This is a genomic window from Streptomyces sp. NPDC101181 (assembly GCF_044767975.1).
GTDB lineage: Bacteria > Actinomycetota > Actinomycetes > Streptomycetales > Streptomycetaceae > Streptomyces.
Map to the genome: position 1 here is coordinate 84,154 of NZ_JBIWOX010000019.1, position 23,084 is coordinate 107,237.

23 protein-coding genes are annotated in these 23,084 nt (G+C 73.1%); 11 read left to right on the plus strand and 12 right to left on the minus strand.

The annotated features are described in order from the left end of the window. Positions 1-159: 159 nt before the first annotated feature. Positions 160-1,143 carry a DUF3068 domain-containing protein gene (locus tag ACIRRU_RS24915; RefSeq protein WP_403684019.1) on the minus strand — a complete coding sequence of 328 codons (984 nt, stop codon included), beginning with the start codon at positions 1,141-1,143 and terminating at the stop codon, positions 160-162. A 185-nt stretch (positions 1,144-1,328) separates the two neighbouring features. On the opposite strand from ACIRRU_RS24915, the gene ACIRRU_RS24920 reads away from it, so the two are divergent. Both ACIRRU_RS24920 and ACIRRU_RS24925 read left to right on the plus strand, forming a co-directional pair. Further along, positions 1,329-1,481 (plus strand): hypothetical protein, encoded by a 153-nt coding sequence (locus ACIRRU_RS24920; RefSeq protein WP_363204118.1) that lies wholly within the window; start codon positions 1,329-1,331, stop codon positions 1,479-1,481. Next, on the plus strand, positions 1,478-2,683 hold the full coding sequence (locus ACIRRU_RS24925; protein WP_403684021.1) for a helix-turn-helix domain-containing protein: 1,206 nt from the start codon (positions 1,478-1,480) through the stop codon (positions 2,681-2,683). Before ACIRRU_RS24920 ends, ACIRRU_RS24925 begins: the two co-directional genes overlap by 4 nt. Before the next feature lie 34 nt (positions 2,684-2,717). On the opposite strand, the gene ACIRRU_RS24930 is transcribed toward ACIRRU_RS24925, so the two are convergent. From ACIRRU_RS24930 to ACIRRU_RS24940, 3 genes are read right to left on the minus strand one after another with little or no spacing between them, the layout of a single operon-like run. Then, a complete protein-coding gene (locus ACIRRU_RS24930) occupies positions 2,718-3,503 on the minus strand; it encodes a 3-oxoacyl-ACP reductase (RefSeq protein ID WP_363204116.1) in 786 nt (261 codons plus the stop codon). Between the two features lie 5 nt (positions 3,504-3,508). Further along, a complete protein-coding gene (locus ACIRRU_RS24935; protein ID WP_403684024.1) occupies positions 3,509-4,891 on the minus strand; it encodes an aldehyde dehydrogenase family protein in 1,383 nt (460 codons plus the stop codon). A gap of 31 nt (positions 4,892-4,922) precedes the next feature. After that, entirely contained in the window at positions 4,923-6,287 is a 1,365-nt protein-coding gene (locus ACIRRU_RS24940) for a glutamine synthetase family protein (protein WP_403684026.1), read from the minus strand. Positions 6,288-6,360: 73 nt separating this feature from the next. On the opposite strand from ACIRRU_RS24940, the gene ACIRRU_RS24945 reads away from it, so the two are divergent. From ACIRRU_RS24945 to ACIRRU_RS24955, 3 genes are all read left to right on the plus strand, one after another. Next, on the plus strand, positions 6,361-7,131 hold the full coding sequence (locus tag ACIRRU_RS24945; protein ID WP_363204113.1) for an FCD domain-containing protein: 771 nt from the start codon (positions 6,361-6,363) through the stop codon (positions 7,129-7,131). Positions 7,132-7,287: 156 nt separating this feature from the next. Next, positions 7,288-8,769 (plus strand): ethanolamine permease, encoded by a 1,482-nt coding sequence (gene eat / locus ACIRRU_RS24950; RefSeq protein ID WP_403684028.1) that lies wholly within the window; start codon positions 7,288-7,290, stop codon positions 8,767-8,769. 45 nt (positions 8,770-8,814) lie between these two features. Beyond that, positions 8,815-9,549: a gamma-glutamyl-gamma-aminobutyrate hydrolase family protein gene (locus ACIRRU_RS24955; RefSeq protein WP_403684030.1), complete on the plus strand. Its 735-nt coding sequence runs from the start codon at positions 8,815-8,817 to the stop codon at positions 9,547-9,549. An 8-nt stretch (positions 9,550-9,557) separates the two neighbouring features. Here the strand turns inward: ACIRRU_RS24955 and ACIRRU_RS24960 are convergent, their stop codons facing one another. The 3 genes from ACIRRU_RS24960 to ACIRRU_RS24970 form a co-directional block, all read right to left on the minus strand. Next, a complete protein-coding gene (locus ACIRRU_RS24960; protein ID WP_403684032.1) occupies positions 9,558-10,370 on the minus strand; it encodes a hypothetical protein in 813 nt (270 codons plus the stop codon). Positions 10,371-10,464: 94 nt separating this feature from the next. After that, positions 10,465-11,046 (minus strand): TerD family protein, encoded by a 582-nt coding sequence (locus tag ACIRRU_RS24965; RefSeq protein WP_363204109.1) that lies wholly within the window; start codon positions 11,044-11,046, stop codon positions 10,465-10,467. A gap of 73 nt (positions 11,047-11,119) precedes the next feature. Continuing rightward, positions 11,120-11,695, minus strand: a complete 576-nt coding sequence (locus ACIRRU_RS24970; RefSeq protein WP_403684034.1) for a TerD family protein — start codon at positions 11,693-11,695, stop codon at positions 11,120-11,122. A gap of 194 nt (positions 11,696-11,889) precedes the next feature. On the opposite strand from ACIRRU_RS24970, the gene ACIRRU_RS24975 reads away from it, so the two are divergent. From ACIRRU_RS24975 to ACIRRU_RS24990, 4 genes are all read left to right on the plus strand, one after another. Continuing rightward, positions 11,890-12,330, plus strand: a complete 441-nt coding sequence (locus ACIRRU_RS24975; RefSeq protein WP_403684036.1) for a BlaI/MecI/CopY family transcriptional regulator — start codon at positions 11,890-11,892, stop codon at positions 12,328-12,330. 2 nt (positions 12,331-12,332) lie between these two features. Beyond that, entirely contained in the window at positions 12,333-13,274 is a 942-nt protein-coding gene (locus tag ACIRRU_RS24980) for a M56 family metallopeptidase (protein ID WP_403684038.1), read from the plus strand. 415 nt (positions 13,275-13,689) lie between these two features. Continuing rightward, positions 13,690-14,994, plus strand: coding sequence for a hemolysin family protein (locus ACIRRU_RS24985; protein WP_403684040.1), 1,305 nt, complete (start codon positions 13,690-13,692; stop codon positions 14,992-14,994). Continuing rightward, positions 14,991-16,013, plus strand: a complete 1,023-nt coding sequence (locus tag ACIRRU_RS24990) for a hemolysin family protein (protein WP_403684042.1) — start codon at positions 14,991-14,993, stop codon at positions 16,011-16,013. Before ACIRRU_RS24985 ends, ACIRRU_RS24990 begins: the two co-directional genes overlap by 4 nt. A gap of 32 nt (positions 16,014-16,045) precedes the next feature. On the opposite strand, the gene ACIRRU_RS24995 is transcribed toward ACIRRU_RS24990, so the two are convergent. Together ACIRRU_RS24995 and ACIRRU_RS25000 are read right to left on the minus strand one after the other, a co-directional pair. Further along, a complete protein-coding gene (locus ACIRRU_RS24995; protein WP_403684044.1) occupies positions 16,046-16,303 on the minus strand; it encodes a twin-arginine translocase TatA/TatE family subunit in 258 nt (85 codons plus the stop codon). Positions 16,304-16,471: 168 nt separating this feature from the next. Then, positions 16,472-17,812: a geranylgeranyl reductase family protein gene (locus ACIRRU_RS25000; RefSeq protein WP_403684046.1), complete on the minus strand. Its 1,341-nt coding sequence runs from the start codon at positions 17,810-17,812 to the stop codon at positions 16,472-16,474. 311 nt (positions 17,813-18,123) lie between these two features. On the opposite strand from ACIRRU_RS25000, the gene ACIRRU_RS25005 reads away from it, so the two are divergent. Both ACIRRU_RS25005 and ACIRRU_RS25010 read left to right on the plus strand, forming a co-directional pair. Then, positions 18,124-19,032 (plus strand): family 16 glycosylhydrolase, encoded by a 909-nt coding sequence (locus ACIRRU_RS25005; RefSeq protein WP_403684048.1) that lies wholly within the window; start codon positions 18,124-18,126, stop codon positions 19,030-19,032. A gap of 159 nt (positions 19,033-19,191) precedes the next feature. Then, on the plus strand, positions 19,192-20,184 hold the full coding sequence (locus tag ACIRRU_RS25010) for an aldo/keto reductase (RefSeq protein ID WP_403684050.1): 993 nt from the start codon (positions 19,192-19,194) through the stop codon (positions 20,182-20,184). A 27-nt stretch (positions 20,185-20,211) separates the two neighbouring features. On the opposite strand, the gene ACIRRU_RS25015 is transcribed toward ACIRRU_RS25010, so the two are convergent. The 3 genes from ACIRRU_RS25015 to ACIRRU_RS25025 all read right to left on the minus strand — a co-directional run bounded on the left by ACIRRU_RS25015 (position 20,212) and on the right by ACIRRU_RS25025 (position 22,955). Next, on the minus strand, positions 20,212-21,423 hold the full coding sequence (locus ACIRRU_RS25015) for a protein kinase (RefSeq protein ID WP_403684099.1): 1,212 nt from the start codon (positions 21,421-21,423) through the stop codon (positions 20,212-20,214). A 256-nt stretch (positions 21,424-21,679) separates the two neighbouring features. After that, complete coding sequence (locus tag ACIRRU_RS25020; protein ID WP_403684052.1) at positions 21,680-22,399, minus strand: HAD family hydrolase; 720 nt, start codon at positions 22,397-22,399, stop codon at positions 21,680-21,682. Between the two features lie 52 nt (positions 22,400-22,451). Then, the gene (locus ACIRRU_RS25025) at positions 22,452-22,955 is read right to left on the minus strand and encodes an Lrp/AsnC family transcriptional regulator (RefSeq protein WP_403684054.1); all 504 of its coding nucleotides are present in this window, start codon (positions 22,953-22,955) and stop codon (positions 22,452-22,454) included. Between the last annotated feature and the right edge of the window lie 129 nt (positions 22,956-23,084).

The following is a 23,084-nucleotide window of genomic DNA, read 5'->3' on the forward strand; positions in this document are numbered from 1 at the left end:
GTCAAAAGACAGGGGAGGGGGCGGGACGGGGCGGGGATCGCGAACGAAAAGACGGGACGGAAAAAGGAAAGACCGGGGGGCCGTGCTCTGGTGGGGATAGACAGTTTTCGGCACGGGTTACCGCCCGGCTACTCACCGGCGCAACAACTTGCGGGTAACTCAGGTGTGCGTACTCGTCATCAGGTGAGTGTTCCGGGTCTCCGGCTGCTCCCGGCGGCCCCGGACGACGAGGACGACCCCCACGGCGGTGAGTACGAGCCCGAGCCCGGCCGCCCCGGCCGGGGCGCTCTCCCCGAGCATCGCCAGCCGGTCGCTGTCCGCCGAGGCCAGCTCGACCTGCTTCTTCTGGGTCGCCTCGGTGAACTCCACCCGCTCGCTCTCCAGCAGCACCACCGCGTCCTTCTTGGAGCCGGGCGCGCGCAGCGTCTTCTTCGGGCCGATCGCCGCGTTGATGATCCGGCCGGTGCGCCGGTCCACGACCAGCTCGATGCCGCTGTTGGCGTACCACTCCTCGGCCAGTACCTGGGGGGTGTTCTTCCGTCCCACGAGGACCCCGGGAACCTGCCGCACACCGGTCCTGGTGGGCTCGACCTCGCCCTTGAACACGTAGCCGGAGTAGCCCTGGATCTTCTTCTCGCCCTCGAAGGAGAGCCGCACCACACCGCCGAGCGTGCTGTCCCACCAGCGGTAGGCGCGCTTCTCCACGTCGAAGGGGAACTTCAGGTACGCCTCCCCGTCGAAGGCGGGGCTCTCCTCGCAGCAGTGCACCGGCTCGTTGGTGGTCCGGTCTGTCACCCAGCGCTCCAGCGTCCACTGGAGGGCGTCACGGGGATCGGACGCGGGCAGCGTGCTGTCGTGGTCGACGGAGGTCGACACGTCCCAGACGGCGTTGCCGCTCTTCTCGCTGTCGGCCACGTCCCCGCGCACCTGCCGGGTGATCGTGATCGTCTCACCGTCGACCGTCTCGACCTCACCGGTGTCGAAGTAGCTGCCGGTACCGGTGAAAACGGTGGTGGTGTCGGTGTCTATCGGGGTGCGCTTGGCATGCGGCTGGACATACCAGACGAGCAGGGGTGCGAGAACGAGCAGAAAGACCCCCGCCCCCAGCAGAACGAGCGAGAGGGGTGAAGCATTGCGGCGCATCCGGGCACTCCTGGGTCGAAATCTCTTCGCGGAGGTGCACGGGCCCCGGGCCGGTCAGCCCTTGAATCGCGTGAACAGTAAGCAAGGCCTTGACGAGATGTCAATGACCTGTCGACACTGTGTGCCAGCCGGAGGGGCCCGGCTCACGGGGCGGGGATCGCCTTCAGCAAGGAGCTGACCCGACCATGCGCAGATTCATCGCCGCTCTTGTCACCGCGACCGCGGGCGCGGCGCTCGCCGTAGGCGCGGCGTTCGGTGTCGTGGCACTGCTCGACGCCACCCCCGACCAGCCCAACACGCCGCTGATCAGCTACGACACCGCCCCGGCGGCCCCGTGACGCGCACGGCCTGGCAGGAGGTGCCCCGGTCCCAGCTGGACCGGTTCGCCGCCATCGCCCTGTCCGAGGCTCCGGAACTCGCGCAGACGATCCTTCGGGCGATCCGCCGGGACTACCCCTACCTCCACCTGGTCGAGGACGACTCCGGGGAGCCCTTGGCCCTGGTCGGCATCCGCCGCGCCATCGAGGGGTTCGTCGACAATCTCACCTCCGGCGCGCACCCCCGGGTGCCGCCGGAGATGTTCCAGGAGTTCGGGCGGGGCGAGGGCCTGGAGGGCCGCAGCCTCGACTCGCTCCAGGCGATCTACCGCTTCGGCGTCCGGCTCACCTGGCGCAGGCTCGCCGAGATCGGCCAGCAGGTCGACATCCCGGCACCCGCCATGTACGAGCTGGCCGAGTCGGGTTTCGAGTATCTGGACGGTCTCGTGGAACAGTCGGTACGGGGCTACGCCGAGGCGGCCGCCCGGCGCGCCAGCGAACGCCTCCGCCTCCAGCGCCAGCTGATCGAGATGCTGCTCATGGAGCACCGCGTCGAATCGAGCAGGACCCTGGCCGAGCGGGCCGCCCGGATCGGCTGGGAGCTCCCCGAGACGATCGCGGTGGGCGTCCTCATCCGCCCCGCCCGGGAAGCGGTCGCCCCGGCGGTCGGCCAGGGCATCCTGCTGGAGATGGAGAGCGAGCAGCCGCGCATCGTCATCCCGGACCCGGAGACGGCGGGCCGGGCGGAGACCCTGCGCCGGGCGACCTCCGGCTGGTCGGGGGCGATCGGCCCGCCGGTCCCGCTGGCGGCCGCCGCGACCTCGCTGCGGTGGGCGGAGACCGCGGTCCAGCTGATCAAGAAGGATCTGCTGCCGCAGGGCGAGGTGCTGCACTGTACCGAGCGCATGGAGGAGCTGGTGCTGCTGCCGGCCCAGGAGCTGATCGACGCCTCCGCCCGCCGCTGCCTGGCTCCGCTGGACGGCATGAGCCCGACCCAGACCCGGCGGCTGGCCGAGACCCTGCTCGCCTGGATCGAGACCCCCGGCGGCGCCCCCGACGTGGCCACCCGGCTCGGCATCCACCCCCAGACGGCCCGCTACCGGCTGCGGCAGATCCGAGAGCTGTGGGGCGACGCCATCGACGAACCGGACCAGCGCTTCGAGATGCTGCTGGTGCTCCGCGCCCAGCGGCTGCGCGGCGACCTGGCCCCGGTCCAGGACTGAGGCCCGGACCGGGGCCGTACCACCCGGGGGCGGCTCAGACCGGGGTGACGTACGCCCCGGAGATCCCGCCGTCGACCAGGAAGTCCGTGGCGTTCACGAACGAGGAGTCGTCGCTGGCCAGGAACGCCACGGCGGCCGCGATCTCGGTCGGCTCGGCGAACCGGCCGACCGGGATGTGCACCAGCCGCCGCGCCGCCCGCTCCGGGTCCTTCGCGAACAGCTCCTGGAGCAGCGGGGTGTTGACCGGCCCCGGGCAGAGCGCGTTCACCCGGATGCCGTCGCGGGCGAACTGCACGCCCAGCTCCCGCGACATCGCCAGCACCCCGCCCTTGGACGCGGTGTAGGAGATCTGCGAGGTGGCCGCGCCCATCCGGGCCACGAACGAGGCCGTGTTGATGATGGAGCCCCGGCGCTGGGCGCGCATGTAGGGGATGGCCGCCTTGCAGCACAGGTACACCGAGGTCAGGTTGACCTCCTGCACCCGCCGCCAGGCCTCCAGACCGGTCTCCAGGATGGAGTCGTCGTCGGGCGGCGAGATACCCGCGTTGTTGAACGCGATGTCGACCGAGCCGTAGGTGTCGGACGCGGCCCGGAACAGGGCGTCCACCTGCTCGGCGTCGGTGACGTCGGTCCGGACGAAGAGCCCGCCCGCCTCCTCGGCGGCGGCCTTGCCGTGCTCCTCGTCCACGTCGGCGCAGACGACATGGGCGCCCTCGGCGGCCAGCCGCCGCACGGTGGCCAGGCCGATGCCGCTGCCGGCTCCGGTGACGACGGCGGTGCGGCCGACCAGGCGGCGGCAGACGGAAGAGGTGTCGGTCATGGTGCTCAGGCCTCCGTGCTGATGAAGACGTTCTTGGTCTCGGTGAAGGCGGCCAGCGCGTCGGGGCCGAGTTCACGGCCCAGACCCGACTGCTTGTAGCCGCCGAAGGGGGTCGCGTAGCGCACGCTGGAATGCGAGTTGACGGAGAGGTTGCCCGCCCGCAGGCCCTGGCCGACGCGGAGCGCCCGGCCGACGTCCCGGGTCCAGACCGAGCCCGCGAGGCCGTAGTCGGTGGCGTTGGCGAGGCGTACGGCGTCCGCCTCGTCGGTGAACGGCAGCACCACCGCCACCGGACCGAAGACCTCCTCCAGGGCCACCGGGGCGTCGGGGGAGACCCCGGCGAGCACGGTCGGCGGATACCAGAAGCCGGGCCCCTCGGGCGCCTTGCCGGTATGGGCCCGTACGCCGTCGGCGCCCCGGGCCCCGTCGACGTACCCCGCCACCCGCTCCCGCTGGACGGCCGAGATCAGCGGGCCCATCTGGGTCCGCTCGTCGGAGGGGTCGCCCACCACCACGGCGGACACCGCGGAAAGGAGCAGCTCCAGGAACCGGTCGTACACGGACCGCTCGACCAGGATCCGGGTGCGGGCGCAGCAGTCCTGGCCGGCGTTGTCCAGGAAGGACATCGGCGCGGCCGCCGCCGCTGCCGCCACATCGGCGTCGGCGAAGACCACGTTGGGGCTCTTGCCGCCCAGCTCCAGGGTGAGCCGCTTCACCCGCTCCGCGCACCGGGTCATGATGTGCTTGCCCGTCCGGGTGGAGCCGGTGAACACGATCTTCGCGACGCCGGGGTGTTCGACCAGGGCGCTCCCGGCGACCGGCCCCTCACCGGGCAGCACCTGGAAGAGCCCTTCGGGAAGACCTGCTTCCAGGGCGAGTTCGGCCAGTCGCAGCGCGGTCAGCGGGGTCGTCTCGGCGGGTTTGAGGAGCACGGCGTTGCCTGCCGCGAGCGCCGGGGCCAGGCCCCAGGCGGCGATCGGCATCGAAAAGTTCCACGGTGCGATGACCCCGACGACGCCGAGCGGCTCCAGGACCGTGAAGTCGATGCCGCCCGCGACCGGGATCTGCCGCCCCAGCAGCCGTTCCGCCCCGCCCGCGCTGTAGTCGAGGAGGTCGCGGACGTTCCCGGCCTCCCAGCGGGCGTTGCCGAGGGTGTGACCGGCCTCGCGGACCTCCAGCCCGGCCAGTTCCTCGATGTGCTGGTCGACGGTGGCGGCGAAGCGGCGCAGCAGCCTCGCCCGGTCGGCGGGCGCGGCGGCCGACCAGGAGCGCTGGGCCGCGGTGGCGCGGGTGACCGCCGCGTCCACGTCGGCCGCCGTGGACGCGGGGACGGTGGCGATGACCTCGGCGGTCGCCGGGTTCAGGACATCCAGAGTGGACTGTGACACGTACGGACCTCGATCGGGGAGCGGGGTGTGGTCAGAGGCGTTCGAAGGAGCGGCGCAGCTCCCAGTCGGTCACCGCCGCGTCGTACGCGGCGAGTTCGACCCGGGCCATGTTGAGGTAGTGCGCCACGACCTCCTCGCCGAACGCCTCCCGGGCGATGGGACTGGCCTCCCACAGCTCGGCCGCCTCGCGCAGCGTCGTCGGGACCTGCTCGTAGTCGGCGGTGTACGCGTTGCCCGTACAGGCCTCCGGCAGCTCCAGCCGGTGCTCCACCCCGTACAGCCCGGCGGCGATCAGTCCGGCCACGGCGAGGTAGGGGTTGACGTCGCCGCCGGGCAGCCGGTTCTCGAAGCGCAGGGAGCGCCCGTGGCCGACGACCCGCAGGGCGCAGGTGCGGTTGTCGACGCCCCAGGCGACGGCGGTGGGGGCGAAGGAGCCGGGCTGGAAGCGTTTGTAGGAGTTGATGTTGGGGGCGTAGAGGAGGGAGAAGTCCCGCAGGGCGGCCAGCTGACCGGCCAGGAAGTGCCGCATCAGCTCGGACATGCCGTCCGGCCCGTCCCCCGCCATCGCGTTCTCGCCGTCCTCGTCGGTGAGCGAGAGGTGGATGTGGCAGGAGTTGCCCTCGCGCTCGTCGTACTTGGCCATGAAGGTCAGCGAGTAGCCCTCCTGGGACGCGATCTCCTTGGCGCCCGTCTTGTAGACGGCGTGCTGGTCGCAGGTGGTCAGCGCCTCGTCGAAGCGGAAGACGATCTCGTGCTGTCCCGGATTGCACTCGCCCTTCGCGGACTCGACGGTCAGCCCGGCCTCCTGCATCTCGTTGCGGATGCGGCGCAGCAGCGGTTCGATCCGGCCGGTGCCGAGGATCGAGTAGTCGATGTTGTACTGGTTGGCCGGGGTCAGCCCGCGGTAGTCGCGGTCCCAGGCCTCCTCGTAACTGTCCCGGAAGACGATGAACTCCAGCTCCGTGCCCACCTGGGCGGAGTAGCCGAGGCCGGCCAGCCGGTCGAGCTGGCGGCGCAGGATCTGGCGGGGCGCGGCGACGACCGGGCTGCCGTCGTGCCAGGCGAGGTCCGCGACGAGCAGGGCCGTGCCCTCGTGCCAGGGCACGGGGCGCAGAGTGGCGGGGTCGGGGACCATGCCGAAGTCGCCGTAGCCGCTCTCCCAGGAGGACATGGCGTAGCCCTCGACGGTCTGCATCTCGGTGTCCACGGCCAGCAGGTAGTTGCAGCCCTCGGTGCCGTGCTCCAGCACCTCGTCCAGGAAGAAACCGGCCGCGAACCGCTTTCCCTGAAGCCGTCCCTGCATGTCGGGGAAGGCCAGCACCACGGTGTCGATCGACCCGTTCGCGACGCCTGAGCGGAGCTCGTCGACGCCGAGCGGGGGTGTGCGGTCTGCCACGGGATGCCTCCTTGGGGGAACCGGGAGGCATAAGGTATGACAGAGAACCATTGCTTGGGAAGGGAATCCGTCAATGGTCACGAGGGGAAGCGCCGACGGCACCCGTCCGGCCGCGGCGGTGACGGCGGCGGGGCCCGGCGCGGCGCCCGGCGGGCCGGACTCCCTGCTGCGCCCGGTCCGCGCGGGCAACGGCTTCGAGGAGGCGCTGGAGCAGGTCCTCCAGCTGCTGCGCCTGGGTCTCGTGCCGCCCGGTGAACGGCTGCCGTCCGAACGCGAGCTGTCCCAGCGGCTGCGGATCAGCAGGGTGACCCTGCGTGAGGTCCTCAAGGTCCTCCAGGACCAGGGCATGGTCGAGAGCCGCCGCGGCCGCTACGGCGGAACGTTCGTGCTGCCGCGCTCCGCCGCCCCCGACGAACTGCGCCGCCGCGTCGCCGCCCTGGACGTCGAGGACACCCTGCGTTTCCGCGAGGTCCTGGAGGCCGGAGCCGCCGGCCTGTGCGCCGGAGGGCTCGCGGCCGACGGCCGCAGAAGGCTGCGGGCGGCGCTCGACGCCACGCGGGGCGCCCGGCTGGAGGACTACCGCCGCCAGGACACCCTGCTCCACCTCACCCTCGCCGACCTGTCCGGCTCCCGCTCGCTCGCCGCCCAGTACGCGTCCGTCCGGGCCGCCCTCAACGAACTCCTCGACTGCATCCCGCTGCTGGTGCGCAACCTGGAACACTCCCAGCGCCAGCACACGGCCGTCGTCGAGGCGGTGCTGGACGGGGACGCGGACGCGGCGCGCGCGGCGATGCGCGAACACTGCGGGGGCACGGCGGCGCTGCTGCGCGGCTTCCTGGTCTGAGGCGGCCCGGGGCGCGCCGCGGTCATCCGTAACCACTCTTTAACGCACGCCCCTTGCGCAGACCTCGGGCCTTCCACAAAGGTGTGCCGACGAACCTTTGATCGACGCTTGGCCACGCAGGCCCATCGACGGAGTCGACAGACATCTGGAGCGCTCATGGCTCAGGGAACCGAAACACCCGCAGGCCCACCCAGTGACGCAAATTCGGGTGCGCCCAAGGACTCCGGCGGCACCGAAGCGTATCTGCACCGCCGGACTCTGCGCCGGGGCAGCGCGGGCTGGCTGCTGCTGACCGGGCTCGGCGTCGCCTACGTCGTCTCCGGCGACTTCTCCGGCTGGAACATCGGCCTGTCCGAGGGCGGCTTCGGCGGACTCGCCGTGGCCATGGTCCTGATGGGCGTCATGTACGCCTGTCTGGTCTTCGCCCTCGCCGAACTCTCCGCCATCCTGCCCACCGCGGGCGGCGGTTACGGCTTCGCGCGGCGGGCGCTCGGCACCTGGGGCGGCTTCCTCACCGGGACGGCCATCCTCATCGAGTACGTCCTCGCCCCGGCCGCCATCTCGCTCTTCATCGGCGACTACGTCGAGTCGCTCGGCCTGTTCGGGCTCACCTCCGGCTGGCCCGTCTACCTCGCCTGCTTCGCGCTCTTCATCGGCATCCACCTCTGGGGCGTCGGCGAGGCGCTGCGCTTCAGCCTGGTGGTGACCGCCATCGCGGTGGCCGCCCTGCTGATCTTCGCCGTCGGCGCGTTCACCGAGTTCGACGCGGGCCGCCTGAACGACATCCCGGTCGACACCACCGCCTTCGGCTCCTCCTCCTGGCTGCCGTTCGGACTGCTCGGCATCTGGGCCGCCTTCCCCTTCGGCATGTGGTTCTTCCTCGGCGTGGAGGGGGTGCCGCTCGCCGCCGAGGAGGCCAAGGACCCGGTCCGCTCGATGCCCAAGGCGCTGGCCATCTCGCTCGCCGTGCTGGTCTTCCTGGCCCTCATCACCTTCGTCTCCGCCACCGGGGCCCAGGGCGCCGACGCCATCAAGGAGGCCGGGAACCCGCTCGTGGTGGCCCTCCAGGGCGACGGCGAGCCGACAGCGCTGAGCACCTTCGTGAACTACGCAGGGCTCGCCGGACTGGTCGCCTCCTTCTTCTCGCTGATCTTCGCGGGCTCCCGGCAGCTGTTCGCCCTGTCCCGGGCGGGCTACCTGCCGCGCTTCCTCTCCCTCACCAACCGCCGCAAGTCCCCCTACCTCGGCCTGCTGATCCCCGGCGTCATCGGGTTCACGCTCGCCGCCTGGAGCGGCAACGGCGGGCGGATGCTGAACGTCGCCGTCTTCGGCGCCACCATCAGCTACGCCCTGATGGCGCTCTCCCACATGGTGCTGCGCCGCCGCGAGCCGGACCTGCCGCGCCCCTACCGCACGCCCGGCGGCGCGGTCACCTCGTCGGTGGCGTTCGCTCTGGCATGCTCGGCCCTGGTGGCGACCTTCCTGGTGGACCGGGACGCGGCCTTCATCGCGCTCGGCGTGTACGCGGTCGCACTGGCCTACTTCGCCTTCTACAGCCGCCACCGCCTGGTCGCGGGTGCCCCGGAGGAGGAGTTCGCCGCCCTGGCGGAGGCGGAGGCGGATCTCTCCCGCGACTGAGCCCCCGCCGTCGACCGACACCGCACCCCACGAGGAGCCCGCCCCATGTCCCGGCCCGTCATCGGCATCAGCACCTACCAGGACCCGGCCCGCTGGGGGGTGTGGGAGATGCCCGCGGTGCTGCTGCCCGCCGCCTATCCGCGCCTGGTGCGGGCGGCGGGCGGGCTCGCGGTGCTGCTGCCGCCCGACGAGGCGGGGGGTGCGGCGGGGGAGGTGGTCGCCGCCCTGGACGGGCTGGTCATCGCGGGCGGCGCGGACGTCGAACCGGCCCGCTACGGCGCCGCCCCCGACCCCCGTACCGGCCCCCCGTCCCAGGCCCGCGACGCGTGGGAACTGGCCCTGATCGGGGCCGCGATCGAACAGCGGGTCCCGGTCCTCGGCATCTGCCGCGGTATGCAGCTGCTCAATGTGGCCCGCGGCGGCACCCTGCACCAGCACCTGGACGACCACACCGGCGGCCTCGGGGTCTTCGGCAGCCACCCGGTCACCCCGGTACCGGGGACGGTGTACGCGCGAGCCGTCCCGGAGACGGCCATGGTGCCCGCCTACCACCACCAGGCGGTGGACCGCCTGGGCGCGGGGCTGGCCCCCTCCGCCCACGCCCCCGACGGCACGGTGGAGGCGCTGGAACTGCCCGGACACGAGAGCCTGGTGCTCGGCGTCCAGTGGCACCCCGAGATGAGCGAGGACACCCGGGTCATGGCCGCCCTGGTCGAGGCGGCCCGCCACCGCTCCCGCGCGGCCCGCGCGGAATCAGGGGCACCGGTCGCCCCCTCCTGACGTGCCCGTCAGGAACGGGCGCCGGGGAGAGGCGGCCCGGCGGGGGCGTCCTGGCCGGGACCGGAGAAACCCGGAGCGGAGAAGCCGGGGCGGCCGAAGTCGGGGCCCGCGAACGTGGGCGGGGTGAAACGGGCGGTCCGGCCGGCGGGCGCGGCGGGCGCGGGCGCGATCGCCCCGGCCGGGTCAAGGGCGGCGGCCGCCCCGGTCAGCTCCTGGCGGAGGTAGGGCCGGATCGCCTTCTCCCGCAGGGCCTTGAGCCAGGCGTCGCGGGCCTGGTCCAGGGCGGGGGAGCCGGTGGGTGCGGCGGGCGGGCCTTCCGCCGACTGCCCCGCCGCCGTGCGGTACAGGGCGACGATCCCGACCACGGAGGCGGCGGCCGCGACCGCCACGCTGATCCAACCGACGCCGACGAGGGTTCCCGCCAGCGCGGGCAGGCTCCCGGCGAGGCGCAGTCCGTAGCCGAGGAGCAGGAAGGTGGCCGCGGCGACAGCGGCGAGGACCGGCGTCAGCACCCCGAGCACCGCGAGCACTCCGGCCCCCGGGCGCTCCTGCCCGCCCGGCCCGGACAGCGGTGTCCCGGCGTCCCGCCGTGCGCCCGGCAGCTCCCCTCGCAGCGCCGCGAAGCGCCGGTACTCGGCCTCGGCCGCGGCCGCCGTGAGCGGGGCCGCCGCCAGCGCGCGGGCGCGCAGCCGGGCGGCGGACGCCCCCGAGCGGTCGAGCAGCTGCCGGATCTCCGGGGAGCCGATGACCTCGTCGAGCGCGTTCGCGTAGGCGGCTCTGTCCTCGTCCCCGAATTCCCCGAGTCGGGGAGGTCTGCCCATGATGTCCCTCGGTCGATGCGTCGCTATGTCGATAAGTGCGGGTGTGTGGTGCGGCGCTCCGGCCCGGGAGGGACCCGGGCCGGAGCGGATGGAGCTACAGGTGCTGCGCGACCGCGGGCATCAGGTCCTGGAAGGTGCGCCCGTCCGCCGCCGCGCCGATGGCGGTCATCTGCCAGCCCGAGCCGGACCGCTGGACCTTGGCCATGATCTGGGCCGTGTGGCGTCCGCCGCCGGTCAGGGTGTAGCGGGCCAGCTCCTGGCCGGAGCTCTCGTCGACCAGCCGGCAGAAGGCCGCCTCGACCTCCTCGAAGGTCTGGCCGGTGAAGGAGTTCACCGTGAAGACGATCTGGTCGACATGGGCGGGCACCCGGCGCAGGTCGACGACGATGGACTCGTCGTCGCCGCCCTGGCCCGCTCCGCCCACCCGGTTGTCCCCGGTGTGCTGGACCGAGCCGTCGTCGCTGGTCAGGTGCTGGAAGAAGACCACGTCCTGCGGCTGGCCGCCCGCGAAGAGCACCGCCGAGGCGTCCAGGTCGATGTCACGGGCGGTCAGCTTGGCCAGGAAGCCCTTGCGGGGAGCGGACTTCCAGCCCAGCCCCATCCGGACGACGTCGAGTTCGCCGCCGCCGGACTTGGTGAGACTGACCTGCTGGCCCTTGGTGAGATTGATCGTCATGGATTCCGCCTTCGGTGCCGGATGCTGGGTGGCTTCGGTTCGGTTGGGACGCGCGCGGCAGGAGAGCCGGGGCTCAGAGGCCGACGCCGAAGTCGGCGACGATACCGCTGAGGCCGGAGGCGTAACCCTGCCCGACCGCGCGGAACTTCCACTCCGCGCCGTGCCGGTACAGCTCGCCGAAGACCATGGCCGTCTCGGTGGAGGCGTCCTCGCTGAGGTCGTAACGCGCGATCTCGGCGCCGCCCGCCTGGTTCACCACCCGGATGTAGGCGTTGCGCACCTGCCCGAAGCTCTGCCCGCGGCCCTCGGCCTCGTGGATGGAGACCGGGAACACGATCCTGGCGACGGTCGCGGGCACCGTCGAGAGGTCGACCTTGACGATCTCGTCGTCGCCCTCGCCCTCACCGGTGAGGTTGTCCCCGGTGTGCTCGACCGACCCGTCGGGGCTCTTGAGGTTGTTGTAGAAGACGAAGTGCTCGTCGGACAGGACCTTGCCCGCCTCGTCGCAGAGCAGCGCGCTCGCGTCCAGGTCGTAGTCGGTGCCGGTCGTCGTCCGGACGTCCCAGCCGAGGCCGACGAGGATCGCGGTCAGCCCCGGGGCCTCCTTGCTCAGCGAGACATTTCCGCCCTTGGCCAGACTCACGCCCATGCTGTTCTCCCTCTGTACGGTGACGGGTGGATAAAATCTACAGCACTGTAGATTTTCCGGGCCAGGGCCGCCCGGAGTCACCGCACGGAACCGGCCGCCGGTGGCCCGGTCCCGCGGAGGCTGGATACGATTCTCCGATGCCCGCCCGGCGAACCGCCGGACCGGGCGGAGCGACGGGAACAGGGGGCCGGGCCGTGGGCGCCGAAAGAGCCGGTGATGAGCGCGAGACGCCTGCCCGCAGGCGGGGCCAGGGCGAGCTGGAGGCCCAGGTGCTGTCGGCGCTGGGCGAGGCCAGTGAGCCGGTGACCGCCACCTGGGTGCTGGAACGGCTCGACGGCGGCCTGTCCTACAGCACCGTCATCACCATCCTCACCCGGCTCCACGCCAAGCAGGCCGTCACGCGGTCCGGGCCGGGACGCCCGGTGCTGTGGCAGCCCGTGGCCAACGAGGCGGATCTCGCGGCCCTGCGGATGCGCCGACTGCTCGACAAGCAGAGCGACCGCGACGCGGTGCTCTCCAGCTTCGTCTCCGTGCTGTCCTCCCACGACGAGGAACTGCTGCGGTCCCTCCTCGCGGAAAGCGGCCCCGGCGACTCCGCCGCCCCGCACGCGCCCGCGGACCGGCCGGAGGGCTGACGATGGGCGTCTTCGTCTTCCTGCCGCTTGTCCTCCCGCTGTCCGCCCTGCCCATCGCCCGCCTCGCCGAACAGCACCTCCACCCCCGCCGCGCCGCCCGGCTGCTGACCACCGTCGCGGTGATCCTCGCCTCGTGCTCGCTGGTCTGCCTCGGGCTGCTGGTGGTCGTCGGCACGGCCCAGCTGCCCGGCAACCCGCTGCCCGACGGCTGGTCCGACGACGAGGTCCGCGAGGCCGTGCCGCACGACGCGTTCGCGGGGAAGGCGTCCATCGTCGCGCTCGTCGCCGTGGCGGCGGCCTGCGGCTTCACCGTCCACCGCCACTACCGCTTCCGGGCCCGCGCGCACCGGGCGCTCGCCGGTCTGCCGTCCGGCGGCGGCGATGTCGCCGTGCTCCGCGACACCGTGCCGTACGCCTACGCCCTGCCCGGATCCCCCGGGCGGGTGCTGGTCTCCACCGGGATGCTCGCCTCCCTGGAACCGGCCGAGCGCCGCGCGCTGTTCGCCCATGAGCGGGCCCACCTGGCGGGCCGCCACCACCGGCTACTGCTGGCGACCCGGCTGGCCGGATGCGTCAACCCGCTGCTGCGGCCCCTGCTCGCGGCCCTGGTCTACTCCACGGAGCGCTGGGCGGACGAGGAGGCGGCCCGCGCCACGGGCGACCGCAGGCTGACCGCCCGCGCCGTCGGCAAGGCGGCGCTCGTCTCCCGCCCGGCGCCCTCCGGCGGCCCGGCCTTCGCCGCGTTCGCCGCTACGGGGCCGGTGCCGCGCCGGGTGGCCGCGCTCCTCGGCCCGGTGCCCTCGGACCGGGGCTGGCCGCCCGCCCTCACCCGGGCCGGGGCCGCCGCGCTCGTCGCCGCGGCCGGGACGACCGTATCGGCGCTGTCCGCGCTCAACGCGTCGGTGGCGCTGTTCCTCGCCCTGGAGGCGGCGACACCGCTGTAGGCGCCGCGCGGCCTGCGACAGTCCCCGCGCCCAAGAGCGGCCTGCGACAGTCCTCGGGCTCACGAAACGGCAACGCGGTCGCTCAGCGTGTCCGCACCGTCGCCCGGCGTCCGTGGTGGCGTACGGTTCCGGCCACGGTGGCCACCCCCCGAACAGGCTGTCTACTCCGCTGTAGAGTTCATGGACCGCACGCCCCATCGTGGACGGAGCCGGAAGCGCACCGGCGCGGCGGAGCGGGCGATGCCCCTCCACACAATGGCTGGAACCCCCAGCCGGACAGGAGCCACGCGTTGTCTGCCAGTACGGGCCCCTCGGGGCCTGACCTTCGCCCCCCGGGGCCTGACGTCCACCGCACCCCGCCGGCCACCGCGGCCGCGGACCGGGCCGACCGTCGCGGCTGCGGGGAGGGTGCCCGGTGATCGCCGCCCTGCTCGGCCTGTTGGCCGTCCTCGTCCTCACCGTCGGCACCGGCTACTTCGTGGCGCAGGAGTTCGCCTACGTCTCCGCCGACCGCCTCACCCTCTCGCGGCAGGCCGCGGCCGGTGACAAGCGGGCCGCCCGCGCCGTGAAGGTGCTGGAGCGCCTGTCGTTCATGCTGTCCGGCGCCCAGCTCGGCATCACCGTCACCGGGCTCGTCGTCGGCTTCCTCGCCGAACCGTCCGTCTCCCAGCTGCTGCGCCCCGCCCTCAGCGGCACCGGCGTGCCCGACGGCGTGGTCTCCGGCCTCTCCGTGGTGCTGTCGTTCGTGGTGGCGACCTTCATCCAGATGGTGCTGGGCGAACTCGCCCCCAAGAACCTGGCCCTCGCCATCCCGGAGCGGATGGCGAAGTCCCTGGCCGTCTCCACCCTGATCTACCTCCGCGTCGTCGGCCCGGTGATCCACATCTTCGACAGCGCCGCCAACCGGCTGCTGCGCCGGATCGGCATCGAGCCCGTCGAGGAACTGCACCACGGCGCCACCCTGGAGGAGCTGGGCCACCTCATCGGTGAATCCCACGAGCAGGGCGAGCTGCCCGCCGCTACCGCCGAACTGATGGACCACGCCCTGGAGTTCTCGGAGCGCACCCTGGGCGAGGTGATGGTCCCGCGCGCCGACGTCGTCTTCGTCCGCCGGGACGCCATGGCCGCCGAGGCTGTCGAGCTGATCGCCCGCCACGGCCACTCCACCTACCCGGTGCTCGGCGACCACCCCGACGACCCCGCCGGGGTCCTCGGCGTACGGGAACTGATGCGGCTGCCCGCCGCGGACGTCGGGCGCACCAGCGTCGGCTCGCTGGCCCGCGACCCGCTCCTGCTGCCGGAGCTGCTGAAGCTGCCGGCCGCCGTGACACAGATGCGTGAGCGCGACGACGAGTTCGCCGTCGTCCTGGACGAGCACGGCGGCGTCGCCGGGATCGTCACCTACGAGGACATCGCCGAGGAACTCGTCGGCGACATCGCGGACGAGACCGACACCGTCGTGGAACTCGCGGTGGCCGACGGCACGGGCTGGATCGTGGACGCGGGCCGCCGCCTGGACGAGATCGAGGAGGCCACCGGGGTCGAGCTGCCGAAGGAGAGCGAGGACTACGACACCCTGGCCGGACTCATCATCGACCGGCTCGGCCGCTTCCCGACCGTGGGGGACCGGCTGACCGTCTCCGGCGTCGGGATCGCCGTCCGCTCGCTCGACCGGCACGTCGCCGAGTACGTCCGCATCGAACAGGAGCCGCAGGCATGAGCTTCCCCCTGGCCCTCTTCGTGACCGTCCTGCTGCTGATCGGCAGCGGGTTCTTCGTCGCCGCCGAGTTCGCCCTGGTCGCCGCGAAGCGCCACCGCATGGAGCAGGCCGTCGCCGCCGGGCAGCGCGGGGCGAAGGCGGCGCTCGCCGGAATGCGCGAGCTGTCGCTGATGCTCGCGGGCGCCCAGCTCGGCATCACCATCTGCACCCTGGGCCTCGGCTCGGTGTCCAAGCCCGCCATCTCGCACGAGCTGGACCCGCTGCTGGAGAAGCTCGGGCTGCCCGCGGCCCTCAGCTACGGCGTCGCCTTCGCGCTGGCCATGATCGTCGTCGTCTTCCTGCACATGGTCGTCGGCGAGATGGCGCCCAAGTCCTGGGCCATCGCCCACCCGGAGCGCTCCGCGATGCTGCTGAGCCCGTCCTTCCGGGCCGTGGTCAACGCCGTACGGCCACTGATCCGGGTGATGAACTGGATCAGCAACGGCCTGGTACGGATGTGCCGGGTCACCCCGCGCGACGAGCTGACCTCGGTGCACAACCGGGACCAGCTCACCCACCTCATCGAGGAGTCCGAGCGGCTGGGACTGATCAGCAAGGGCGACTCCGGCCTGATGACCCGGTCGCTGACCGAACCGCAGGCCCCGGTCTCCGCCGTCCAGATCCCCGCCGAGCGGATCGCCACCGTCCCCGCCGGCGCGGGACTCGACGAGGTCCTGGCCGTCGCCTCCGGCGCCGACCGCACCCGCCTGCTGGTCCGGGACGGGGAGCGGGTCCTCGGATCGGTGCACGCCCGCGACGCCCTGGTCGCCCGCGCCGGGGGCCGGACCGTCCTCGCCCGGGACCTGGCCCGTCCGGTCCCGGAGCTGGGCCCGGAGGAGACCGCCGCCCACGCCGTGGAGCAGCTGCGCGAGCGGCGCGCCACCATCGCCGTGGTCCGCGACGCGGACGGGCGGCTCACCGGACTGGTCAGCCTGGACGACCTGCTCGCCCGGCTGCTGCACCCGCCGACGGCCGCCTGACGGACGCGCCGGCGCCTCCCGGGCGTCGGCGGCTACCGGTCCCCGCGCTCGGTCGCCTCCCCGCGGATCACGTGGGGGGACGGCCGGGCGGCGTCGTGCGGGGCCTCGTGGGCGCGGGCCTGGGCCCCGGGAGCGGCGCGCGAGGCCTCGTGCTCCTTGAGGGCGCGCTTCTCGCTCTTGAGGATGCGCGCGGCCTTCCCGGCCGAGCGCACCAGGTCGGGAAGCCTCTTGATGCTCAGGACCACCACGATCACGAGAAGTACAAGGGCGAGCTCGCCGATCCCCAACATGGCTGCTGCTTTCTCTGGAGCGGTCTACGACGAAGGCAATCTACAGGGCTGTAGAGGATCCGTTCGCGGCTTCCCCGGTCAGGCTGTCCGGGCAGCCTCCTCGCCGACCCGGCGGTCCCCGGCGTCGAGACGCACTCCCGGCTCACAGGGCGCCGGTGCCCCCGTGCCTCAGCGCTTCCGCCGTGCCGCCCCCGGGGCCGGGACCAGCCGGAAAGCGGTGTTCAGGAGGTGGTCGACGGCGTCGCGTGAGGGGGTGTCCGTGAGGTTGGTGAGCAGCCGGGCCAGCGCGTCGAGGAGGAACGGCGAGCCCATGACGTACCGGTTGAGCACCGGCTGGAACCCCGACCGGCTGAAGAGCACGTCGGCCGCGGTGTTGCCGAGGCGGTAGTAGCGGCCCCAGCGGCGGTTCATCTCCACCGGGTAGCCGCGCAGCACCTGTTCGCGGCGCGGCCCCTCGGGGTGGGCCAGGGCGAGCGCCGCGGTCTCGGCCGCGACCTCGCCCGCCTCCATGGCCTGGGCGATGCCCTCGCCGTTCCAGGGGCTGACCATGCCGCCGGAGTCCCCGACGAGCAACAGGCCCCGCGCGTACAGCGGATGCCGGTTGAAACCGAGGGGCAGGGCGGCGCTGCGGACGGGCCCCCGGGCGTTCTCCTCGCGCAGCCCCCACTCCTCGGGGGTCCGGGCCAGCCACTGGTCCAGGGTGGCCCGCAGGTCCGCCGTGCCGTGGCGGCGGTGGGGCAGCGCCCCCAGCCCGACGTTGACCCGGCCGTCGCCCATCGGGAAGATCCAGCCGTATCCGGGGAGATACGGGCCTCCGCCCGGGAAGCGGAGGTCGGCCCACAGCTCCAGGTACTCCTCCTGGGAGCGCTCGGGGCTGTGGTAGTAGCGGCGGGCCGCCGTGGCGATCTGCCGCCGGGGGTCCCGCTCCAGCCCCATCGCCAGGGCGAGCCGGGCGGAGGCCCCGTCGGCGGCGACCACCACGGGCGCCCGGAAGTCGCGTGGTTCCGGTGCGCGGCCCGCGTCCGGGACCGCGGCGACCCCGGTGATCCGGCCCGCCCGGTCGGTGAGCGGCCGTTCCGCCTTCCAGCCGCTGTACAGCCGGGCCCCGGCGGCCACCGCGTGACGCGCGAGGATGTCGTCGAAGTCGTGGCGGCTGCGGGAGAGCCCGAAGTCCGGGAAGCGGCCCAGCGCGGGCCATTCGATGTGCACCCGGTGCCTCCCGGCGATCCACCGCATCCCGCGCGAACGCGTCCAGCCCGGTGCGGAGATGTCGACGCCCATCCGGATGAGCTGGTGCACGGCCCGGGGCGTCAGCCCGTCGCCGCACACCTTCTCGCGGGGGAAGCGGGCCTTCTCCAGCAGGATCACATCGACTCCGGCCCGCGCCAGGTGGAAGGCGGCCGACGAGCCAGCCGGTCCGGCCCCCACCACGATGACCTGGGCGTCCTCTCCCGAGCCGGAGACCTCCCGTACCTCCGCCGTCGCCGGGTCCGGTGGCAGATCCCGCATCGCAACCCCTTCTTCCGTCGGCTGTCGCTCTGGCCGGGGCGGCGGCCCCGGGCCACATCATCGGCCAGGACGGCCCGGGACGGTACCCGGCCTCCGCCCCGGCCCTTGTCTCCCACGCCCGGACCCGTGCGTTCACTGACATATGCCGGATACGTATGCCGTTCGGTATCCGGTCTGTACCAAGTTATTGACGGCTCTTGCGGCACTCCCTTAAATCAAGAATTGAAATATCCGCCCGAGGTGTCCGCCCCAACCGTTCACCTCTCGGCGTAGACCTGTCATGCACACGTCCCCACACGTGAAGTGATGTGATGACCATGTACTCCTCGTCCCCCATGACGAGCCGCCGCTCCCGCCACCGTCGCGGCGCCCTCTACGCGGCCTCGCTCCTCTGCTGTTCCGCGCTCCTCGCCACGCTGCCCGGCGGGGCGTCCGCCGCCTCCGGTTCCGCGTCCCCGGCCTCCGGGCCCGGCACGAAGGCCGTCGTCTTCGAGGACAACTTCGACGGTGCGGCGGGCTCCGCCGTGGACGGCGGCAAGTGGCAGACCGAGACCGGCGACAACGTCAACAACCACGAACGGCAGTACTACACGCCCGGCAACGACAACGCCGCGCTCGACGGCCAGGGCAATCTCGTGATCACCGCCCGGAAGGAGAACCCGGGCAACTACCAGTGCTGGTACGGAAGCTGCGAGTACACCTCGTCCCGGCTCAACACCTCCGGCAAGTTCGCCGCCGCCTACGGCCACGTCGAGGCCCGCATCAAGATCCCGCGCGGACAGGGCATCTGGCCCGCGTTCTGGATGCTCGGCGACGACTTCGGCAACGTCGGATGGCCCGCCAGCGGCGAGATCGACATCATGGAGAACGTCGGCTTCGAACCCGGCACGGTCCACGGCACCCTGCACGGCCCCGGGTACTCCGGCGCGGGCGGCATCGGCGCCGCCTACACCCTGCCGAACGGACAGGCCTTCGCCGACGACTTCCACACCTTCGCCATCGACTGGGCCCCGGACTCCATCACCTGGTCCGTCGACGGCAACGTCTTCCAGCGCCGTACCCCGGCCGACGTGGGCGGCAACCCGTGGGCGTTCAACAAGCCCTTCTTCCTGATCCTCAACCTCGCGGTCGGCGGCTACTGGCCCGGCGACCCCGACGGCTCCACCCAGTTCCCGCAGCAGATGGTCATCGACTACGTCCGCGTGACCACCGGCGACTGACGGCCCGCCCGTCAAGGGCCCCGGCCCCCCGAACTGTGGACGGCGGCAGAGGTGCTCCTGCCGCCGTCCACCCCCGCCGCCACGACCCGGAGCGGCGCGGCACCTGGCTTCACACTGCCGCCGTCGCCCGGAGGGGGCAGGTTGACGACAGGTCCTAGCATGATCCGTATGGAACAGCGAACACTGGGCAGGACCGGCCGTGACGTCTCGGTCGTCGGACTGGGCACCTGGCAGCTGGGGGCCGACTGGGGCGAGGTGGCCGAGAGCGACGCCCTCGGCGTCCTCGACGCGGCGGTCGAATCCGGCGTCACCTTCTTCGACACCGCCGACATGTACGGCGACGGCCGCAGCGAACAGCTCATCGGCCGCTATCTCACGAGCCGCCCCGACGCCGGCGTCTTCGTCGCCACCAAGATGGGCCGACGCGCCGAACAGCTGCCGGAGAACTACGTCCTGGACAACTTCCGTACCTGGACCGACCGTTCCCGCGCCAACCTCGGCACCGACAGGCTCGACCTGGTGCAGCTGCACTGCCCGCCCCCCGCCGTCTACGCCTCCGACGCCGTCTACGACGCCCTGGACACCCTGGTCACCGAGGAGCGGATCGCCGCCTACGCGGTGAGCGTGGAGACCTGCGCCGAGGCCCTCACGGCCATCGCCCGGCCCGGCGTCGCGAGCGTCCAGATCATCCTCAACCCGTTCCGCCTCAAGCCCCTGGACGAGGTGCTCCCGGCGGCGGCCGCGGCGGGCGTCGGCATCATCGCCCGGGTCCCCCTGGCCTCCGGCCTGCTCTCCGGCCGGTACACCAAGGACACCGTCTTCGCCCCCGAGGACCACCGTACGTACAACCGCCACGGCGAGGCCTTCGACCAGGGCGAGACGTTCTCGGGCGTCGACTACGCGACCGGGCTCACCGCCGCCGCCGAGTTCGCCGAACTCGCCCCCGCGGGAGCCACCCCGGCCCAGACCGCGCTCCGCTGGATCACCCAGCAGCCCGGCGTGACCAGCGTCATCCCCGGGGCGCGCACCGCCGCACAGGCCCGCGCCAACGCGGCCGCGGCCTCCCTGGAGCCGCTGCCCGGAGCGACACTGGACGCCGTGCGCGAGCTGTACGACCGGTCGATCCGGCCGCAGGTCCACGACCGCTGGTGAACCGGGCCCGGTGAACCGCCGGGCGGGTCAGTCGTCCCGCCCGTCGTCCTCGCCCTGCTGCCGCCCGGCCCCCTGTTCGTGCCGCGCGCCGTCGCCGACGTCCTCCGCCGCCCCGGAGGGCGTCGGCGACGGCCCCGGAGTCCCGGCGGAGCTGGAATCCGGGGAGAACAGGACCATCCCCAGATACACGGCGGCCAGGAACGTCGCCGTCCCCGCGATGGCACTGGCCACCCGCGGGCGCCTGCGGATCGCCTCCCGGGTACCGCGGCGGCGGGCCGGGACGGAACGCGTGGAGGTGCCGCGTCTTCGGCCCGTGGGCTGCGGAAGCCGGCTCCGGCCCGGAGGCTGGGGAAGCCGGTAGGTCGTGGGGCCGACGGGCGTGGCGGGGGCGGGTGACGCGGTGCGGGACGGCGCCCGCGCCGGAGCACGGCCGGAGGCGCGGGGTGCGGCGGGCGCCGGTGGCGGAAGCGCCTCGGGCCGCCCGCGCCAGGCGTCGGTCCGGAACCAGTCGGCGACCTGCTGGGCGGTGGGCCGCTCCTCGGGCCGCTTGGCCAGCAGGCCCAAGAGGTACGCGTCGAAGGCGGCGGAGATGTCCACGCCCCGCTGCCGCAGCGGGACCGGCGGGGTGTCGACATGCAGATAAAGCGTCGCGGTCGCCGTGTCCGAGCGGAACGGCGGCTGTCCGAGGAGCAGGTGGTAGATCACGCAGCCCAGCGCGTACATGTCCGACGCGGAGTCGGCGGTACGGCCGAGGGCGCGCTCGGGGGCCAGGTAGAGGCTGGTGCCCACGATCTGACCGGCCGTCGTCAGAGCGGTCGAGGGGTCGTCGACGAACTGGGCGATGCCGAAGTCCCCGATCTTCACCGAACCGTCCACGTCCAGCATCAGGTTGCCCGGCTTGATGTCCCGGTGGACGATGCCCTGCCGGTGCGCGGCGGCGAGCCCGGCCGCCGCCTGCCCGGCGATCCGGGCGACCTGCTCGGGGTGGACGCGCGCCTGGGCGGCCAGCAGGTCACCGAGGCTCTGCCCCTCGACCAGCTCCATCACCAGGAAGAACCGGTCCTCCCAGGCGCCGAAGTCGAACACGGCCACCAGGTGCGGGTGGCTCAGCCGGGCGGCGGTCTGCGCCTCCAGCCGGAAGCGGGCGGTGGAGGAGGCGTCCACCTGATCCCCCAGCAGCAGCTTCACGGCCACGGCGCGGCCCAGCACCTCGTCGGTGGCCCGCCACACCTCGCCCATGCCGCCACGGCCGATGGGGGACACCAATCGGTACCGACCAGCTACCAGCACCTGCACACCTCACTCGAAGGGCGGCCCGCTCCGCCGTTCGGCCCGCCCGGGCCCCGGGCGTCCTCGGCGGGGGCGAAGGACATGATCAGGATATCGGTCCGCAGGACCCCCGATCGCCCCGACGGACCTTTCACCGGGCACATCTGACGCCCCGGCACCTCCTCCGGCGGGGGGTCCGCCGCCACCACCGCGCCCGGAGCCCTGGTCAGCCACGCAGCCAGCGGAAGGCGGCCTCGGCGGTGAACGCGGACTGCCCGCCCGCGAACAGCAGACCGGCGGCGGCGAACACGGGGTCGGACGCGGCCTCCGGCACGTACGGCACGGCGACGCACCGCATGCCCGCGGCGTGCGCGGCCGCCACCCCCGGCGCGGCGTCCTCCAGCACCACGCAGTCGCCCGGCTCCGCCCCCATCCGCCGGGCCGTCTCCAGGAACACGTCCGGCTCCGGCTTGCCGCGGGCGACCTCCTCGGCGGAGACGTACAGCGGGATGTACGCGCCGAGCCCCGTGACCGCGAGCACCGCCTCGATCGCGGCCCGGGACGAACCGGAGGCCACCGCCATCGGCACCCCGGCGGCCGACAGGCGCTCCACGAAGACCCGCATCTGCGGGAAGACCTCCGTCGAGGCCGTGGCCAGCTCCAGGTACAACGCGTTCTTCCCGGCGAGGAGTTCGTCGACCGGGGCGTCGATCCCGTACTCCGCGCGCAGGATCTCCAGCGTCTCGCGGGTGCCGGTCCCGATGAACCGGCTGTGCTCCGCCCACCCGAAGTCCCGCACCCCGTGGCGGGCGAGCAGCCGCCGCCCCGCCTCGTAGTAGTTCGGCTCGCTGTCGACCAGCGTCCCGTCCAGGTCGAAGATCACGTGGAGGGGTGCGGGAGCGGCGGGCGGGCCGTCGGGGCCGGGGGAGGACTGCGGTGAGGTCATGGCCCCAGGATGCCTCCGCCGGGCCCGTCGCCCGTGACCGGCCCGGCCCGGGTCAGCCGGGACCGGACGCGGGCCGGTCCTGGCCGCCCGCCGCCCGGCCCACGGACTCCACCAGCGGCAGCACCCGGTGGGCGACCCGCTCGCGCAGCGCCACGTCCGTCCGCGTCCTGACGACCCCCGGCAGCTGGATCAGCCGCTGGATCACGTCCTCCAGATGACCGTTGTCCCGGGCGACCACCCGGGTCAGGAGGTCGCCGCCGCCCGTCGTCGAGAACGCCTCGATGATCTCGGGCACGGCTGCCAGCGCGTCGCCCACATCGACCAGATGCCCCTGGGTGACCTCCAGGTGGACGAAGGCGAGCACCGGGTGGCCGAGCGCGGCGGGGGAGAGCACCGGGCCGGTGCCCGTGATCACGCCGTCCCGCTCCAGCCGGTCCAGCCGGGCCTGGAGCGTGCCGCGGGCCACGCCGAGGATGCGGGCGTACTCCCGGACGCTGGTGCGCGGCTGCTCGATCAGCAGGCGCAGGATCCGGGTGTCGAGAGCGTCGACCGCCATGATCGGCAGATCCCCTTTCCGGGTCGTCCCCGCGGGTCCCGGCCCCGACCGCCCGAGCCCTTTCGCCCGACTCTACCCAGGCCGCCCGTACCGGGGCGCTCCGCGGCCGGGCCGACGGGGCGCGGGCCC